The organism is Humiphilus diazotrophicus, from assembly GCF_059726315.1.
Genome location: NZ_AP040870.1, coordinates 5,466,819 through 5,485,026, shown reverse-complemented (window position 1 = coordinate 5,485,026; position 18,208 = coordinate 5,466,819). Strand labels below are relative to the sequence as shown.

The following is an 18,208-nucleotide window of genomic DNA, read 5'->3' as shown; positions in this document are numbered from 1 at the left end:
CTTTTGCTTTTGCAACGATGAAATTGGTACACGATAAAAGATTCTCATCTCCAGTTCCTTGGCTATGGCTCGCAGTTCTAACCGTTATTGCAATTCTCATTGAGGGGTATCATCTTGGCGTCGACGATTCCGAAATTTATATCGCCGCTGTCAAACGAGCCGTAAATCCTCAACTCTATCCCTTCGGCGAGATTTATTTTCTAACCCACGCAAAGCTCTCTCTGTTTGCACCACTGTTGGCCGTCACTGCACGAATTCTTCATATTTCGGTAGACCTCGATATCTTTCTCTGGCATATCGTCACCATCTTTTTCTTCCTCTTCGCAGGTTGGCGAATTGCCTCACTCTGTTTCAGCAGCCGCGCGGCATGCCTCAGTGCAACAGTGGTTCTCGCCTGTGTAACTGCGGTACCGGCAACGGGAACCGCGCTGGTGTTGATGGACCCTTACGTTACGGCCAGATCATTCTCTACACCGGCAACCATGCTGGCCATCAGCTATTTTCTAGAGAAACGAATGGTCCCTGCAGCCCTCTGGATGTTGATCACGATTCTGATTCATCCACAAATGGCAGTGTACGGATTCGGGTTTCTGTTGTTTTCTTTTCTCTCTGACAAAATCTCGCCAGGAAAAGTATCACGAATAGAGACTACGTTTGCGGCCGCAGGCTGGATTCAAACCCGACTGCCTAAGGGATTCATGCTTCAACCTGCACAGGGCGACTACCGCGAAACGCTCTATATGAGGACCTTTTTCTTTGTCTCCCAGTGGCATTGGTATGAGTGGTTGGGGGTATTTGTACCTATTGCAATTCTGTTTGGACTCTCTCGGAAGTCATGGAGGGCCACTCTTCCAGCATTCCGCAGAATTTGCCGGACACTGGTTCCCTTCGGACTTTGCGCAACCGTAATTGCGATACTTCTAAGTTCGACACCCTTATTTGAAAACTTCGTGCGGCTACAGCCGATGCGCTGTTTTCATCTGCTTTATATCTTTTTCTTCATCCTGCTCGGCGGGCTGCTTGGGGAATATATCCTGCAACGGCAAACCTGGCGCTGGATAGTTCTGTTTCTGCCTCTGGCAGCAGGGATGTTCTATCTGCAAAGGACGATGTATCCGGCAAGCCGGCATGTCGAGATTCCCGGAGGGAAAGACAGCAATCCCTGGATTGCGGCCTTCCTTTGGATCAGGACAAATACACCGCTCAATGCGGGTTTTGCCCTGGACCCGATATATATGTACCTCCCTGGAGAAGATCAGCATGGCTTCCGGGCCGTGGCCGAACGCAGCCGCCTGGCAGACTACTACAAAGACAGCGGCGTAGCTTCACTCTTTCCTGCGGTGGCAACCGATTGGAAGAAACAGCAGATTTCCATGCAGGGCTGGAACAACTTTACTGCGGACGATTTCAGACGTCTTGCCAAGCGGTATCCCATTCAATGGGTAGTACTTCAGAATCGTATTCCACCAGGACTCGACTGCCCCTATAACAGCAAGGGCATCGCCGTTTGCAGAATTCCGCAATGAAAACAAGAAGTTACGGCACAAACTGAAAACTTTACTAAATCCAGGAAATATCTCCGGCAGAATCCTCAGGGCGCCAAACTCAAATGAGCGCCCTTTTCCATGCTCCCAAGAACCCGCCTACCCCTCGGCAACGTCGGCAATTGAGGATTTGCACTACCCCGTTTTCCCAAACAGTGTTACCCGTTGGAAAGAATTTCGCAGTGGCTTTTCCGTTTAGAAAAGCCGCTCTGGGCTTTCGCTCGTCCGTAAACAGTATTTGTGAAAACGGTCTAAAATTGGAACTGAAACCCTAGTTTAGGTGAAGCATTAGATTCTGCTCTTGCCCAAAAGATCCGAGGAGTAGCAGCCAGCCGCTGCAGGGCACTGTATACCTTATCGAAGTACGGTTTATCGGGCAGAGAACAGCTACACGAGTCATTAAAAAAACGCCATGTTAAGTCTGAATCAGAGATTATCGCTTGGCCTCCTCTTCCTCCTCGCAATTCTGCTGGGGCTGGGTTTGTATCTCCGTGGCAACGTTTACCGCATTGCGGCACCATCTACGTCGCCAACTATCCATTCCTCTACCGCAGGAAACCTGATTGAGCGGATGGATTTGGAACGCCGGAGTAACGAAGCAATTGTTCTTGCAATGATCGCTGGAACAATGGGAGCCATTTTTACCTTGATTTCCATCGCTCGCCCCTTGCGCAAAACGGCGCAGAGTGCACGGAGAATGGGACAGGGAGACCTGCAACAACGCGCAGAATGGCGGTCACGAGACGATCTCGGAGTTATCGCCACAGAGCTAAATCGCATGTCAGTCCGCCTGAGAGAGCTGCGTGAGACCGAAGCGGGCAGACGACAAATGGAATACCAGCTCAGCTCAGCCGTTCTGCAGTCAATCTTCGAACCGGTTATCGTGACGGATAGCAAGGGACACGTTCTTCGAGTCAATCAGGCTGCAGGGGAGATTCTGGGCGATGCAGCAACGGATCGTATGGCATTGGCTAATACTCCGGGAGGAGAAAAAATCCTCAACGCCATTCGCAATGCCATCTCCATGCAACGGCCGGTAGCAAATGAGGGCGATGCAGCAATGCTTCCTATGCGCATCGGAAATCTCGACCGCAGCTATCGCCTTCGCACCACGCCGATGCGCGATGCGGAAGGCAAGCTCCTTGGTGCGGTAACCACCTTGGAAGATGTAACCGAGCTACAGGATATCGACCGCTTCAAAACCCGCTTCCTTGAAATTGCATCTCGAAAGCTGCGCGATCCATTGCAAAAGTTGAGACTTGCGCTGTATTCCCTGAGCCGTGGTTTCAGTGGAGATCTTCGTCCTCTACAAGGAGAATTGGTCGCAGGAGCTGAGCAGGAAGCCGAGCTCCTGAATGACCTGATGGCAGATCTGATTGAGGTTTCCGAGCTCGAAACCGGAAACCGTCAGCTGAAGGTAGAACGCATTCGTCCTTATGACGTACTGCAAGATGCCATGGCCCGGCATTCGGATGAGGCTAAACTCCACCGGATTGATATGAATGTTCGTGCTTTCGCCGATCTCTCTCCGATCATGGCTGACCGCAGAGCCTTGCGCAGCATCTTCGATAACCTGCTCAGCAATGCTCTTCGCTACACCCCGGAAGAAGGCGCGATTCAGTTGGAAGCTGACGAAGTAAAAGACAAAATTCAATTCGCCGTACGTGATACCGGCAGGGGCATTGAATCCGAAAAACTGCCTGGCATCTTTGGCCGCTTTAGCAGTGGACATGATGCAGGAACAGGACTGGGGCTGGCTCTGGTTCGCCGTCTTGTGGAATCTCTCGGCGGACAGATCTCGGTTGAAAGCCGCTTAGGACATGGCACCACATTTCGTTTTGCTTTTCCTGTAGCAGTTGTTGCGGAAAACCGTCACCCCGTTGAGATTGGCTAACCAGGAATGACAGAAATCAAGCTCGAACATAAAGAAGAACCGGCCAAGCTACGCATCTATCTTGGAGCAGCTCCTGGCGTAGGCAAGACCTACCACATGCTTCAAGATGCTCACTTGCTAAAGAAGCAGGGAGTAGATATCGTCATCGGTCTGGTAGAGCCGCATGGGCGAAAAGAAACGGCCGCTCAGATTGGGGATTTGGAACAAATCCCGCTAAAGCAGGTTTCCTATCGCTCGGTAGTACTTCAGGAAATGGATGTCGATGCCATTCTGGAGCGCCATCCGCACACCTGCATTGTCGACGAACTCGCACATTCGAATGTCCCCGGCTCGCGCAATCGCAAGCGCTACGAAGACGTGCTTGAGATATTGGACGCCGGTATCAATGTCTTGGCCGCCGTCAACATACAGCATCTGGAAACGCTGAATGATGCCGTCGCCCGTTCCTCGAATTCTGCTATTCGCGAAACCATCCCCGACAGTTTCTTCCGTCGCGCCGATGAGGTCGTCAATGTCGACGTAACCATCGATGAACTGCGAACCAGATTACGGCAGGGCAAGATTTATGGGCCGGAGAAGATTGAGCAATCTCTTGCCAACTTCTTCCGCAAAGGAAACCTGAGCATGTTGCGCGAGTTGGCCCTGCGCACGACCGCCGAACAGGTCAGCTCACGGGCGGCAGAATACCGCCGCAACCAGGGACTTGAACAAGCTCCTATCCCTGAAAAGGTCATGGTCTGTCTCTCTACTCGCCCCGGCACCGACCGAATTCTGAGAATAGGGGCTCGTATTGCAGGGCGCCTGGCCACGAATTGGTATGCAGTTTATGTTTCGCTGCCTGATCGAAACAAAGAACAGGAAGATCCGGCTGGATATCAACGCCTCTTGGAATACCAGAGACTTGCGCGCGACCTCGGAGCAAAGGTCATTACCCTGAATGAAAAGAATGTTTCCGATGCGCTCATTCGTTTTGCGCAACAGGAAAACATATCTCACGTAATTTTCGGACAATCCGTAAGATCACGGCTCGATATCTTATTGCGCGGCTCGGTAATCAATCGCTTCCTCTCAGAAGTCCGGGATGTTACCGTCCAGGTTGTGCCACTTAGTAAAGAACGAATTAAATAAGACAAACAAAGAAGCAAAAAGAATCAGCCCAGAGTAGGCCAACAATGTTGTCCAATTCTGGGCTGATTTCTTATTTGCCATCAGGCAGGTTTTACATTTCAAGAAAACCAATGACTGATATCTATATGGCTATTCTCCAATGGCCATAGCCTTTGCTTGCTTTAGGGAACAAGCAAAGGACGCAGACCCTCATGGGGAAAGATTCCAGTTGGCCCGACCGTCACCGGAGCTTGCGGACGGAAGAGATAGCGAACAAAGAATCCACCATTCTGAGTGTTGTAATCTCTTGAGTTATTGAAGCTGGCAAAGCCCCCAACAAACCAGTGATCGTTTAGGTTACGAGCCAGCTCAGCACGGAAATCATAATTACCGCCAACGCTTGTATGCGCTGGGAGTGCCGCATAGCTGAAGGCATATTGCTCGATGTTCTTATCCAGCGGGAATAGTGGAGCCTTATCCTCTTGAAATGCCTGCAGGCCAAAGCTGCCTACGATGTTGTAAGTGAGGTTCCGTTTGTAATGGCCATTCCAAGTAACCGGGAGGTTAGCCAAGAAATAGGACTGGGGACTAAAGTATCCACCCATACCGTAAGTTAGTCCGCGGAGATTATGAGCATAGCCCATACCGAAGAAGTTTCCTCCGATGGTCAGGGAGCCATATTCAGGCAGGGTATACAAATGCCAATAAGCACCGGCATTGCCGTGGATACGGCTATTTGTCTGGACATGGCGTCCTGTTAGGTACTGACCACCAACTCCGACGTAATAACCGGAGCCTGTATCGCTCTTTGCGAACTGAACATCTCCACTATTGGCAACAACTCCACCCCAGATGTTTCCTGCATAGGAGGTAGAAATCGAACCGGGGTCGCGCAATCCCGCGTAGGAAAGCTGAGTATCTTTCACGCTGTCACGAGAAAAGCTGAAGCTTATCGGACTGCTGACCGGATGGATTCGCAAACGTCCCAGGACATTAGCAACGAGGAAATTCTCCGGCGTATATCCAATGGCAGCACTGACTGATTGGGTGGCAAGTTGAAGTTCGCCACCTATTCCTGCTGCATTCTGCTGCGCAGGAGGATTCGTTTCCGTCGGCAGCTGCGTTCCCAAGGGCTGAGAAATTATGCCGTTGGTCGTACGAAGCTTACTGGTGCCATCAGCCTGACCGGAATCGAGAAAGACAGGTTTTGCCACGACTGTGAGCCGTGCAGAATCTCCCACGGTAGCTGAGGCTTCAAACGGCGCTTCCAGAGATGTAAGGCGGTCATAGCCTGCATCGCCGCTGCGATGACTGCTGACACCTGTACCACCAAACCAACCACTATGACTGCCTTCAATTGCTGCCAGCTGATCCTCTGCTTCTTGCCGAGGGTCATTCGCTGGAATCTTGGAGGTAGTCGGAGCGGGAATCACTGCCTCGGCAAAAACAGGAGCCGAAGTAGCCACTGCCTCAGGCACATAAGCTGCAGTATTGAGTGCAGGCAGTTCCTTCTCAAATGACCGTATCTGCCCCGAAGCCGGAGCTAATGGAGAAGCCAGAGCCGCAGAAGCAGTTTCAAGATTGGCAGGCGGTTGTACTCGGTACGCCGACAAAGCAGATGTAGCCGGAGCCTGGGCCTGAATCGGCGTCGCGGATGCGGAATTGTCTACCGGCACTTGTTCTCCGACACGAACAGGAACGAGGGCTGCACTGTTTGAGTCTGCAGGCAATACAGCCGGACTAAATCCGGGTAAAGGCTGTTGACGCACCTCCGACGCTCCCTGAGGATCGAGCAAAGACGCAAGATCCTGTGGATTTGGAAGATGCTTTTGAGGAGCGGGCGCAGCCATCTCTTGAGCTAAGCGGTCCGCAGCCAGAGAACGAGGAGTGGCCTCCAGGGAGGCACGCCAGTAAGCAGCAGCCCGTTGTGAGCTTCCATAGCTCTGCTCGTAACGAGCGGCTAACGCAAGGATCTGGGAATCATGAGCAAATCGCTGCAGGGCGGGTAATAGCCACGCCTGCGCCAGCTTGCGATTGTTCACGGCTAAGGCTGCGCCAATAGCTCCCTGATAATCCGCCGAATCGGCATTTGCCCAATCCAGTCCCTCATAGATTCTGAGAGCCAGAGCCGGTTTCCCTGCGTGCGCGTAACCTCCTGCAAGGACTCTGCTGACTGTAGGATTCCCAGCCAGTGCCTGTGCTGCAGCATCCAGAAGCGTAAGAGCGCGCCCGGAATCTCCTGCATCGATAGCCTGATTGGCACGACGTACGCTCCAGTTGCCCCAAATCCTTTGTACTTGATCCCTCTGTTCCGAACTGAGGTCGCGACGCGATCCCAAACGCATGAGTACGGGATAGAGATCGCGATCGTCCTTTAGGTTATAGAGAAGCCAGGCATTCTGAATATCGACATCCGTCGGTGGTGCAATATGCTGAATGGCATAATGAGCCTGAACCTGGGACATCGCCGACAAAGCCTGTCTTAGTCTCCCGGTTGAAGCATAGATACCGGCAATTGCCTGCTGGTATTCAACATCCAATTCCAAAGAGCTACGAACAGTGACTGGAATCTGATCGATTTGAAGGAGTGCTTCCTGATCCCGGCCCGCCTGGTGTAGTGATGCCAGAAGGCCTTTCCAGGCATCCGCCCGTTCCGGATTATCCGAGAGGATCTTGCGGTAGATCGCAAAAGCATCATCCGCGCTACCGGTCATGAGCTCAATCGATGCAAGCTGCAACTGAAGAGGAATCGATGGCTGCAGGCCTGTGGTCTTTTGCATGCGCACAGCCCGTTCCAGAAAACCGCGTGCGATCTCAAGCCGATTCTGTTGTTGGTAGCTGGCAGCAAGGACAGCAAGAAAACCGGGATCTTGGAGAAGAGTCTCCCGCATCTCCTGGGACATCTTCTCTAGGGTGGCAATCGCTTCCGCATCTTGTTTTGCTTGATGCAAGGTATCGACTAAGCCCTGCCAGGCATTCTTGTTCTGCGAATTTTCCGCCGTAATCTGGCGGTACAGCTGCACTGCCTCTTCGTAGCGTCTGCCTTGCACAAGGAGAGATGCGCGCTGCAACTGAGCATTTACCTTATTTCCATTCACTGGGAGGGGAAGCATCAGAGCCTGATCGAGAATCTTCTTTGCATCTGCTTCGCGGCCCAACTTGCTATAGACAGAACTCAGGACACCGAGATAGTGAGGATCTTTCTCCAATTCGGCTCGGACCGTCTGAGACAAACGCTCCTGAGTTGCCATCGCTTCTACAAGATTCCCATTCAACGCCTGTGCAATAAACAGACCGCCCCAGGCACCACTCGCTTTGGGCTGAGCCTTAATACACTGTTGATAGATACTGATCGCCTGCGAATACTGCTGGTTTGCAGAATAGATTCCGGCCAGCCCCTCCAGAGCTTCCGGACTATCGGGAATAATCTTCAGCGCTGCGCGATATCTCTCGACAGACAGTTCCGTCTGGCCGAGATCGTAGGTCTTTGCCCCTTCACGCATAGCAAGCCAGAAGCGGGATTGAGTCAACGCATTTTCTATTGCACGAACATGAAGGCCGCCCTTCTCTGCTCTTTCAAAAGCACTGATCGCCTCCGAGTAGTTTCCTTCTTTCATAGCAAGGAAACCTAAACCGGCAATTGCCCTGGGATTTTCGGGCTGACGCTGCAGAATCGCTTGAAAGCGCTGGCGGGCCTCATCCAGTTGCGCTTGATCTAGAGCCTTGTAAGCAGCCCTCTCTTCGAGAGAAATCGCAAGCGATCCTTGTAGCTGCTGCGCAACGTGCGACTCCTCCGCCTGAAACTTTGCTTCCAGCTCAGGATCGGGATGTTGTTTCAGATACTCCCTGATAGCAGACAATGCTTCCGGATTCTGTGCCTCCCAAAGAAGAGCCTGACGCAATGCCGCCTGCGCGGCACCAAGTTTTTCATTCTGGCGAAGGATTCTTATTCCTTCCATCCTGCTCTTGGGCTCATAGGTGAGCAGCCGCCCGAGGGTTACGGAATACTGAGGCTCATTGGGATAGCGATGGACCAATCCACGCAATCCTTCAATTGCGTGAGCACGTCCACTTTGAGTAGCAAACTCCGTCTCATAATAGGCAAGCGCCAGATTTCCGTCGGGAGGATTGTTGCCATAGAGTGCTCGATAAATGGTCATCGCAGCCTCAGGCTTGCCCGCTTGTGCGAGGCGTCCCGCCTCGGCAAGACGAGTATCTCGATTCGCGTTGCTGGGAAGAATCTGGATCTTACCGATGTTCGGATCATTCGGATTCAGAACTCGTAGCTGTTCGAGATACCGGCCTGCCTCCGCCTCTTTTCCTGCAAGCTTGTAATACCGCGCCAGACCGCTAATAGCCTCGATGTTCTTTGGATCGGACATGAGGATCTGCCGATAGACTTGTGCTGCCATGTCATCGCGACCGCGAGACTGCAAAGAACGAGCCTTCTCAATCAGAGTCTTTTGTGCATCCGACTGCGCATGCAAAGGAGCTACTGCCAATAGCATTGACAGTCCCAATGCAAATGCTGAGATCTTCCGATACCGTGGTCTCATACCTAAATCCAAGCTCATTCTTTTTTCCATGACACCTTCAACTCACCATTCCTTCCGAAGCGGAAGTGCTGGTCCATCCAGCCCAAGCTAAATAACGCAAGATTTTGATCGAAGTAATTGCGCTGCGTTCCTAAAAGTCCTGTTTTCGGATCTCGCTGTATAGCAACTCGGCTCTTCTGCTGAGCTAACTCTTTCTTTGCACCAAACGCATCCAGATACGGCATCAAAGCTGCGGAGAATCCTGGCGACCCAGGAGTGGACAAGGGAACACCTTGCGCACTCACACGCTCTGGAGGAGTGGAATTGCCTCTCAGATAATTGGCCATTCCTGAGACCGCCTGCAAGGTGGCCACGTGTCCAGGCATATTCCGATCTGCCATTCCAGCCCAGAGATAAACACGAATTGCGTCATAGCTTCCCTCCTGGGAAGCATTTGTTTGTCCGGGCAGTCCTGCCGGCGTAAATCCGGTCTTTGGGCTGTAACTTACCCAATCCATGGCAAAGCCTTTGCGCGCGCTCTGCTGCAATAACCTGGGTACGGCAGAAGCTATCCCGCTCCATGGGCCCTTGGAATCCAAATGAGCCAAACGAACAAGCAACGGAAGTGTCAGATAGCTGGGATTCAAGCACCAAGTCTGATTATCCGGATGAAAGCCTACCGGGGCAGGAAGAAGCATCGTTCCAAAACCGGGCAGCTCTGTCACCTCTTCCGCCGCGATTCGTGCGGCCATGCTATGACCTAATTCCGAATAGTACGGTTTCGACCATAACCTGCCGGCCTCAAGCAGCGAGTAAGTTATCCATAAGTCAGCATCCGATGCAGGATTCCGGTCGAGCAGGCGCCATTGGCCATCCTTCGCTCTACCCCACTCCCATCCGGGTAAACGTGCCTTCAGATCTCCTGCTGCAAGGTTATCTTGTGTCCAGTGGAGAAGCAGATCGAACGAGGAGCGATCATTCGCAACCAAGGCAAAAAACAGTGCGTAAGCCTGCCCTTCGGACGTAGTGCGATTTGAGCCTTGCGGATCGATCACCCGTCCCTGATTGTCAATGAAGGCCTTACGATATGCCTCCCAATAATGCCACGATTGACCATAGGCCATGGCCGTCCCCGACAGTAAAGCCGAGCCGAGAGATAAGGCCAAAACAATATGGAACACAGACGCCCGCATCTTGTTTAATTCCTTGCAATCTTTAGTCGGGTGCGAGCATGTTGACGCAGCATGACGCGAAGCCAGACAGCGAGCAACAAACAGATTGGAGGAACAAGAAAGGCAACCAGCCACGGCACATTTACGAACCAGAGGCTCCACTGGGTCCAGCGAGGCAACGAACCGACATGATAGCGGTTTTCCCCGGCCCAGAATGACTTAAAGACATCTCCATTCAAGATACTTACGGATTGAGATATATCTCCCGATTGCGAAACCTTCATAAAGGCTGCCAGGAAAGAATCGTAAGAAGAAATATCCTTGCCCTCGATAAGGACAAGAGTACGTCCTTGGAAATAGGGTGACTCTATTCCTTCAATTAAGGCATCTGCCTGAGTTCCCTCTTCCGGAGCGCTGGACTTATCTGTCCCGAAGGTCTGAATGACCCACCAGGCATGCCGTAACCATCCAAGGATCCCACTCTGCTGCTGAAGGGTTACTTGGCCTCCCATCATCTTTACCGGCAAATAGTCTGCCAACTTATCGAAGGCAGGCTGATCGGCCGTGGTGCCCAATACGAGAAAATCCCGGTTCGCTCCTTTTTGCAGCAAGCTTTGGTCGCCTACCGTAACACGCAAAACAGGAGAGCCGGTCTGTTCGCCGAAGTGAGCCATGAGCGCGAGGAAGAGAGCAATAGCCTCCGGTCCCGGATTTGGCGGCATGATGACTGCAGTTTGATGAAGATCGGCGAAACGGGTAAACGGGAATCCTGCGTTTGCAAAGATCTCCAGATTCGGCAGATCGACGTAATGATGAAAATCGCGTAGATCCAGATACGAGTCCCGTAAGATCGATCCCTGCATATTCGAGGGAACAGTATTTTGGCACTGTCCATTCTTGGGCCATTGAAAGTTGTAATCGAAGGACAGAGTATTCGAGAAGGGGCGCATGTTTAGGCGAGGAATTACAATCATCGCCTTAGCTGTCCGCGCTTCCTCCTTCCCTGCTGGTAATTGGAGCGTACCCAGGAATGTGTTATTGGCGCGCACCGCCATCGTAGAGTTATCGCCCAGAGGAACTGAGTTATAGCGATAGTTCAGATGGAGATAGACGCGCTGTTTTTGTCCGTAATAAAGATCGGGAGGAATCCGAAGATAAGTATTCAGTGATCCCGAGCCATCCGTCTGCAAAGAATCGACGGTGGAGTCCATCCACAGAGGATTCAGCTGACCGGTCTTTGCCCACTTCGGCGCTGCATCGGCTTCTTGTGGTGCCGGAAGCATTAACTGCGACACAGCTTCTGTTTCACCATGCAGGCTCGCATAATTTACAGCTAAGTTTTGCGCCGCTACCAGCAACTGTGCCTCATCCCGACCTGTGAGAATGAGTACCTTGCCATAGGGATCATTAGGATTCTGCCGCACGGCAATCGTCGGAACACCCACTCCCCCCAAGTTGAGACTTGCAGGAAGAGCAGAGCTATGGGGAGCCAGGATGACAACATTGCCGGACGGAATACTTCCAATCGAAACGGGAAAACGAATCGGACGGGAATTCGCAACCAGCCCGAAATAAGAGGCGACAACTCCGGCAGCCTGTACAGACTTCAGTGAAGGCTGTTCGAAAAAGGTTATCGGGATAGAAGGCCGCGCGATCAACGCTGAATCGAGGAAAGGAACCGGAAGCATCTTCAGTTCATCGACCAGAGGAAGCAGGCTTCCCGATAAATCGATAGAGCTTTTGTTATCGATGCGACTCCAAAGCGATGGGTCCGAGGCATTCTCGCAATCCAGGTTGTAATGTCCGATGAACTCGAAGACCAGTTGATTGTTGCGGACAAGCAAATCCTCGGGCATCGGTATTGTCTGCTCAATCAGACCGTCCGAGCCGTTGGCGGGCATCTGCAGCGTAGCGAAAAGAGTACCGTTGAGCAGCAGTTTGATTTGCGAAAGCTGCGGCAACATGGCGGGAGAGAAGCGATATCGGATGTGAATCGTCGCCTGCTTCACCACGTGGGTATCGGAGAGCGTAAACGAAACGGTATGGAAGCTATGCAAGCCTCGCATCTCGATAGGCTTCGTCTCACCTGCATCTCTTAACTCAAATCCCTCATGGAAAGAGCCGTTATTGCTAACGGAATCGTAAGTTAGGGGAGAAACTACTTTCCGCGACGCTACAGAAATAGCATGCAACGGCACGGTAGCCATTCCGCCAAGAAGAAACATCAATAGGAAAATAGATGTCAGCTTTGAAGCCGATAGTTCGCCCTCTCCCTTCTCCTTTTCTTTCGGTGACTTCTTAAACAGGATAAGCAAGGTATGCAACAGACCATGAATCGCCAAGCGGAAGATCCGGTAAAGGCTGCGTAGCGGACGGTCCACTTCACGGCCTTCGCCCCAGCCCAACCAGCTATCGGCGCGCGAATACAAAATTTGGGTAAGTTGCTCCTGATCTTCAATAGATAGCTCTTCAAATTGAAGACGAAGGAGATCTCCCGCGTGACCCACAACAACTAGAGGCAAGGAGGCAAGTCCACCAGGAATTGGGAACACGACCCGTAATGCCTCTCCCGAAGAGATTGCAACGCTCTCGTGTAGACGAATTGCAGCACCACCGCTCGAGACATCTACCGTTGTGCCCTTTACGGTACGGCCGTCGGAAAGCTGGACTTCCGCGGGCAGGGTCAAATCAATACGCACATCCTGACGCCGCTGTTGCGACTCCCGGGCCACAGCCACAGCAACACCAAGGATGACGATATTGAAGAAGGCCCAGACCAAGTTCATGATCACGGTTCCCCGATTCGCAACATCCCAGACGAAGAACCGCATGCCGCCCATCACTATCCCAATAAAGTTAAATAGCAGCAAAACGAAGAACGGCTGTGCAATGGTTGTATCGAAATAAGTTTCTTTAACCGTGCCACCCTTCGCAGTAACGTTGAACTTACCCAGTTTTGGGTTGACCAACGCCAGCAAGGTGGGAAGCAAAATATAAGGAGCTAATACCGTCTCGTAAACCTCATTCCAAAAGGAATGGCGATGTCGGCCCTGAATCCTGGAATTGGTCACGTTGACCAGGAAAAGGTGAGGCAAAGCATATGCCAGCACTGCCGCCCAATGGCCAGGAATATTCTTGTGCCCCAGAATGAGATAAATCAATGGAGCGGTAAGGAAGATTAACCGCGGCAAGGCATACAAGAAATGCATCATCCCGTTGAAGTAGCAGAGACGTTGTGCCCAGCTCAGCCCCCGCGCAAACACAGGATTCTCCAGGCGAAGAATCTGAATCATTCCACGAGCCCAACGGATGCGCTGCGTCACGTGCCCGGACAAACGTTCTGTTGCCAACCCCGCGGCCTGAGGAATATTGATGTACGCCGTATTCCAACCCTTCTTCTGCATGCGAAGAGAGGTGTGCGTATCTTCTGTGACCGTCTCGGTAGCAATTCCACCAACTTGATCGAGGGCCTCACGCCGTATTACGCCGCAAGAGCCGCAGAAGAAAGTTGCGTTCCAAAAATCGTTGCCATCTTGCACCACGCCATAAAAGAGCTCTTCTTCGTTCGGAACAGAACGGAACTGATCCAGGTTACGTTCAAATGGATCTGGAGAATAGAAGTGGTGAGGTGTTTGCAGCAAAGCTAATTTGCGATCTTTAAAAAACCATCCCATCGTAACCTGCAAAAAGCTACGGGTAGGAACATGGTCGCAATCGAAGACCGCAACATAAGGAGAATGCACCTGAGCTAAGGCGTTATTGATATTGCCGGCCTTGGCTCCTTTATTTCCTTCGCGGGTGATATAGCCAATGCCAGCTTCATGCGCAAACTTCCGAAACTCCTCGCGCCTGCCATCATCGAGAAGGTAGACATGCAGTTTGTCCACCGGCCAGTCAATATTGAGCGAGGCCAATACAGTATGGCGAACAACACTTAAAGGTTCGTTATAAGTAGGAATCAGTAAATCGACTTCGGGCCACTCCTCAGCATTATCCGGCAGAGGTACTGGTGCACGGCGCAATGGCCAGATGCTTTGGAAATAACCAAATATGAGGATAATGACCGCATAGGTTTCTGCCAGAACCAGGATGACAATAAAAAAAACATCCAAAGCTCCCCAATGCAACATAGGGTCACGCAGAAACAGGATCACTGTCGATAGACGCCACCAGCCGTAACGGAAACTGGCAAACATCGACATCAATATCAAAGTAAGGGTGATCAGATAAGAGTTCGAGGAACGGGCCATCCATAGCGCCATCAGGAGCATGGAAAAGCCCAAAACGACCTGCTGAGGCCAATTCAACGGGAGAACGGCAAAGAAAACCAAGCCAGCAAAGAAAAGTAGCAGGAGCGCACAACGCAATATCTTGGCGAAGAAATTATCAGCTTCGCCAATCGACTCCCACAATGAAAAAGGGTTCATTGTTCACTCCAATGTGCACCACGGCCAGTTAGCGCCGCAGAAGGAGAAACCTGTCGCAACCAATTGGAGAGGCTCTTTACATCCAGGGCCGCAGCCGAATCCGGGGCGTAATCAACGACAGTAATGCCTTCGGCCAGTGCTTCGCTGACTGCCTCGTCATGACGGAATGGAAGCGGAAGAAGGCGATCTCCCAATTGCTGGTAGAGCGTATTTCGAATATCTACATGCAGCTGCAGACTTTCGTCATATTGATTCAAAAGATAGTACCGCTTTACCTGTTCCCCATTAACCGTCTGATAGCGTCTGAAGAAAAATTCAATAGCGCCCAAGGTCATTACAGAACTCATGTCCGGAACCACCGGAATGATGACGATAGGGGAAAGCTTTAGGACGTTATTTGTAACAGACTTAGATGCTGTAGCCAGGTCGATGAGAATTCGAGTCGCGTCTGTCGCATAGCCTTTCAGTTTCTGGGCAATTTCTTTCCCCGATACATCCGAAGGAGAAAGCTCTTCAGTTCCCAGACTGATCACACGAACAGCAGCATCGTCACGGGACTCTGCGGGAGCAAAAGTTCTTACAATACCCGGACGCTGCTCTCGTGCTCCGAAATAAAAAGGCAAGAGACCATAAGGAGCCGTATCGATCAGCAGAACCTTCTCTCCTGCTGCAGAAAACTCACGGCCCAAAGCAGCTAACAAGCTGGTCTTGCCGACACCGCCAGATAAAGAGAAGACAGCCACAATGGGAGCAACGCCATCCCGATCGTGTTTCCGAAAGAGATCGGGCATTCCTCCGGAATGTCCCAAAATACTCTTCAAGGCATGCCAACGCGGTTCCCTCGGGTCACAAGAGGGATCTGTTACGTCCTCCTCCTCTTTCACCTTGTCAGGAACACGAGCCTTGGTGTGCTGTTCGGATGGCACAGTCTCATTGACGCAGGACCACGATGTCCGAATTGGCTCCCGGACCTCTTCCTCCATAAAAGTAACCGCTAATGGAGTACTATCTGGTCGGACAGTATTCGAAGCAGGAGAAGACGAAGTACCAGTCTCAAGAAGAGCTTCTTTGCTGGAAATCCGTTCGCTATCTCCCGTGCCTTCTACAAGGGCTTTGACTCGCTCAGCCTGGCTCTCAGACTTGTTTGTACCTTCTGATCCATATCCAGCCTGAACTTCCTCGCGATTGCGAAGTCGCCGTTGCTGTCTGGATGCAGAAAAGTCCCGGTATTTCGCTCCGTATAAATTGGCCCACGTATAAAGCGTTGCTATATCGTCAGGAGGTTGCAGAAAATCTGCTTCACCTTTAGAGTCCGCCATAACCCGTCCTTCAGTCGACCTTCCACCCTGTATGTGACGTCACGAAAGATGCTCACAAGAACGAATCCGGGAGAACTCTCCTATGTATCGGAACCAAGAGGCTACCAACGCTTTCGCAAAACACCAGGGAAAAGTAATGCTTAAAAACATTCATAAGACCGCGAACATCACACTTACGTGCTATTGAACCAGTGACTTTATCCGCTCACGGTAACTAATCAATAGGTTACTTAGGAAGCAATCTGAACCGCACCTGTTCTTTACATAGATTTATATTGGTGCAAGTTGCAGATGTTACTAAGTTATATTGATTTCTTTATACCTATGATAACAACTCCGAGATCATCTCCCAAGAGAATATTCTGAGTTCCAGTGCTCTATTGTTCGTCCAATTATTTCGAGCGAGTTAAGAGGAAAATCTTCAAGCTATTTCGCACCAGGTTTTCGATAGCCTCCGAGAGCTTCCCAAACTGAATCGGAACGGGAGCCGATCGAACGATCCCAGGCCCTCTTCCCCTTCGGTGGAAAACTAGGCGGAAAGCGAAAGTCATCCTGATGTGATAATTTGAAAGTAGAGGTAGTGAGAGCTCGTAGCTCAGTAGGTAGAGCAACGCCCTTTTAAGGCGTGGGTCCTGGGTTCGAATCCCAGCGAGCTCACCACCCTAATCCCCCCAAATCTCGCACATCTTTCCAAATTCTTTATCGGCACTCGATCTCCCCATCATTAAAGCTTTCCAAGAGATCATTCCCACGAATGAACAGGGCAGTCACTTTTTCCGCCCGGGGGAAACTGCTCCACAGGCTGAAGGCTTATCACATAGTGAACTCGGAGTATTTTCGGCTCGATGTGGATAGCGAAGAAGGCTATTCCATTTTGCTGGGTGCAAAGAAAACTGCCGGAGCTTTTGTTCCTTGATGTACATAAAACAGATGTCCCAGGACTCAGCACGGAGACCTGGGACATCTGTTGCCGATCCGAACAGATCGGCTAAATGAATTTACAAGCTGCTACGCCAGCGTGAAGTGGGTATCCTTGAGCGCCCGCAGTCTCTCTGCCGCACTCTCGGGGGTAATGTCCCGCTGAGGCATGCCGAGCATTTCGAATCCAACCATAAATTTACGCACACTGGCCGACCGTAGTAGCGGCGGATAGAAGTGAGCGTGGAAATGCCATTCAGGATGATCTTTTCCATCAGTGGGAGTCTGGTGAAAGCCCATCGTGTACGGGAAGCTTGTTTCGAAGAGATTGTCATAACGAGTCGTCAGCCGCTTCAGGATGTCTGCCAGGCCATCGCGCTGGGCGGGAGAAAGCTCCGGCATCGAGCCCAGGTGACTGCGGGACAAGACAAGAGTCTCAAAGGGCCAAACAGCCCACCAGGGGACGAGAGCAACGAAATGCTCGTTTTCCACAACCAGACGCTGAGCCTGCTGGATCTCCGTGGCCAGGTAGTCGCATAACAGACAATGTCCCTTTTTGCTCCAGTATTCGCTTTGGGAGGCTAATTCGGCCGCAGGCTCATCGGGAATGTGCTCAGTCGCCCAGATTTGGCAATGGGGGTGAGGATTGCTCGCTCCCATCATGGCGCCGCGATTCTCGAAGATCTGGACATGTTGAATCCAGGATTTAGAGCCCAACTCCTGGTAGTGCTCACTCCAAGCGTCGATGACATGCCGGATATCGGAGGGATCCATCCGTGCCAAAGTCAGGCTGTGATCCGGGTGGAAGCAGAGTACGTGGCAGATGCCTCTCTCCTGCTCGGCGTGAAGCAGTTCAGAAACTTCCGCACTGGCCTCTACCTTGGGAGAATCTGGTAGCAGGGCCGAGAAATCGTTTACAAAAGAAAAAACACTGGTGTATTTAGGGTTGTGATGTCCGCCTACCCGCTCATTTCCCGGGCACAGATAGCATGTTGGGTCATAGCTGACACCCTGAAAAGCCGCAGCGCGATTCACCTCTCCCTGCCAGGGTCTGGCCGTGCGATGCGGAGATACCATCACCCACTGGCGGCGGAGCGGATTCCATCTCCTATGAGGAAACTGCCAATTTGCTTCAGACACGTGGAAAAACCTTCCTTCTTCTTTGAACTAATCTTCTTTGACCTGATACCAGCGTACTGCCCCGCATTGGTCCATCCAGGATTCCAAGCGCGGTAGCTAACCACAATTTGGATCAGCCCAAGGATACTGCACTATGGGAGGGATTTGCTCCA

9 protein-coding genes and 1 tRNA gene are annotated in these 18,208 nt (G+C 51.6%); 5 read left to right on the top strand and 5 right to left on the bottom strand.

What is annotated here, in order from left to right:
- The first annotated feature begins 17 nt into the window (after positions 1 to 17).
- From AC6I7T_RS22660 to AC6I7T_RS22650, 3 genes are all read left to right on the top strand, one after another.
- Positions 18 to 1,526, top strand: coding sequence for a hypothetical protein (locus AC6I7T_RS22660; RefSeq protein ID WP_497790003.1), 1,509 nt, complete (start codon positions 18 to 20; stop codon positions 1,524 to 1,526).
- A 430-nt stretch (positions 1,527 to 1,956) separates the two neighbouring features.
- Positions 1,957 to 3,438 (top strand): HAMP domain-containing sensor histidine kinase, encoded by a 1,482-nt coding sequence (locus AC6I7T_RS22655; RefSeq protein ID WP_497790002.1) that lies wholly within the window; start codon positions 1,957 to 1,959, stop codon positions 3,436 to 3,438.
- A 6-nt stretch (positions 3,439 to 3,444) separates the two neighbouring features.
- Positions 3,445 to 4,566, top strand: coding sequence for a universal stress protein (locus AC6I7T_RS22650; RefSeq protein WP_497790001.1), 1,122 nt, complete (start codon positions 3,445 to 3,447; stop codon positions 4,564 to 4,566).
- Positions 4,567 to 4,727: 161 nt separating this feature from the next.
- Here the strand turns inward: AC6I7T_RS22650 and AC6I7T_RS22645 are convergent, their stop codons facing one another.
- The 4 genes from AC6I7T_RS22645 to bcsQ are packed head-to-tail and all read right to left on the bottom strand — an operon-like array spanning position 4,728 to position 15,998.
- Complete coding sequence (locus AC6I7T_RS22645) at positions 4,728 to 9,119, bottom strand: cellulose biosynthesis protein BcsC (RefSeq protein ID WP_497790000.1); 4,392 nt, start codon at positions 9,117 to 9,119, stop codon at positions 4,728 to 4,730.
- Positions 9,116 to 10,273, bottom strand: coding sequence for a cellulose synthase complex periplasmic endoglucanase BcsZ (gene bcsZ, locus AC6I7T_RS22640; protein ID WP_497789998.1), 1,158 nt, complete (start codon positions 10,271 to 10,273; stop codon positions 9,116 to 9,118). Before bcsZ ends, AC6I7T_RS22645 begins: the two co-directional genes overlap by 4 nt.
- A gap of 5 nt (positions 10,274 to 10,278) precedes the next feature.
- Positions 10,279 to 14,679: a UDP-forming cellulose synthase catalytic subunit gene (bcsA, locus tag AC6I7T_RS22635; protein WP_497789997.1), complete on the bottom strand. Its 4,401-nt coding sequence runs from the start codon at positions 14,677 to 14,679 to the stop codon at positions 10,279 to 10,281.
- Positions 14,676 to 15,998, bottom strand: coding sequence for a cellulose biosynthesis protein BcsQ (gene bcsQ, locus AC6I7T_RS22630; RefSeq protein ID WP_497789996.1), 1,323 nt, complete (start codon positions 15,996 to 15,998; stop codon positions 14,676 to 14,678). Before bcsQ ends, bcsA begins: the two co-directional genes overlap by 4 nt.
- Positions 15,999 to 16,582: 584 nt before the next feature.
- Between bcsQ and AC6I7T_RS22625 the strand changes: the two genes are divergently transcribed.
- A tRNA-Lys gene (locus AC6I7T_RS22625) sits at positions 16,583 to 16,658 on the top strand.
- Between the two features lie 94 nt (positions 16,659 to 16,752).
- On the top strand, positions 16,753 to 16,914 hold the full coding sequence (locus AC6I7T_RS22620; RefSeq protein ID WP_497789995.1) for a hypothetical protein: 162 nt from the start codon (positions 16,753 to 16,755) through the stop codon (positions 16,912 to 16,914).
- Between the two features lie 92 nt (positions 16,915 to 17,006).
- Here AC6I7T_RS22620 and AC6I7T_RS22615 read toward each other — a convergent pair whose 3' ends face one another.
- On the bottom strand, positions 17,007 to 18,056 hold the full coding sequence (locus AC6I7T_RS22615) for a UDP-glucose--hexose-1-phosphate uridylyltransferase (RefSeq protein WP_497789994.1): 1,050 nt from the start codon (positions 18,054 to 18,056) through the stop codon (positions 17,007 to 17,009).
- Positions 18,057 to 18,208 lie beyond the last annotated feature (152 nt).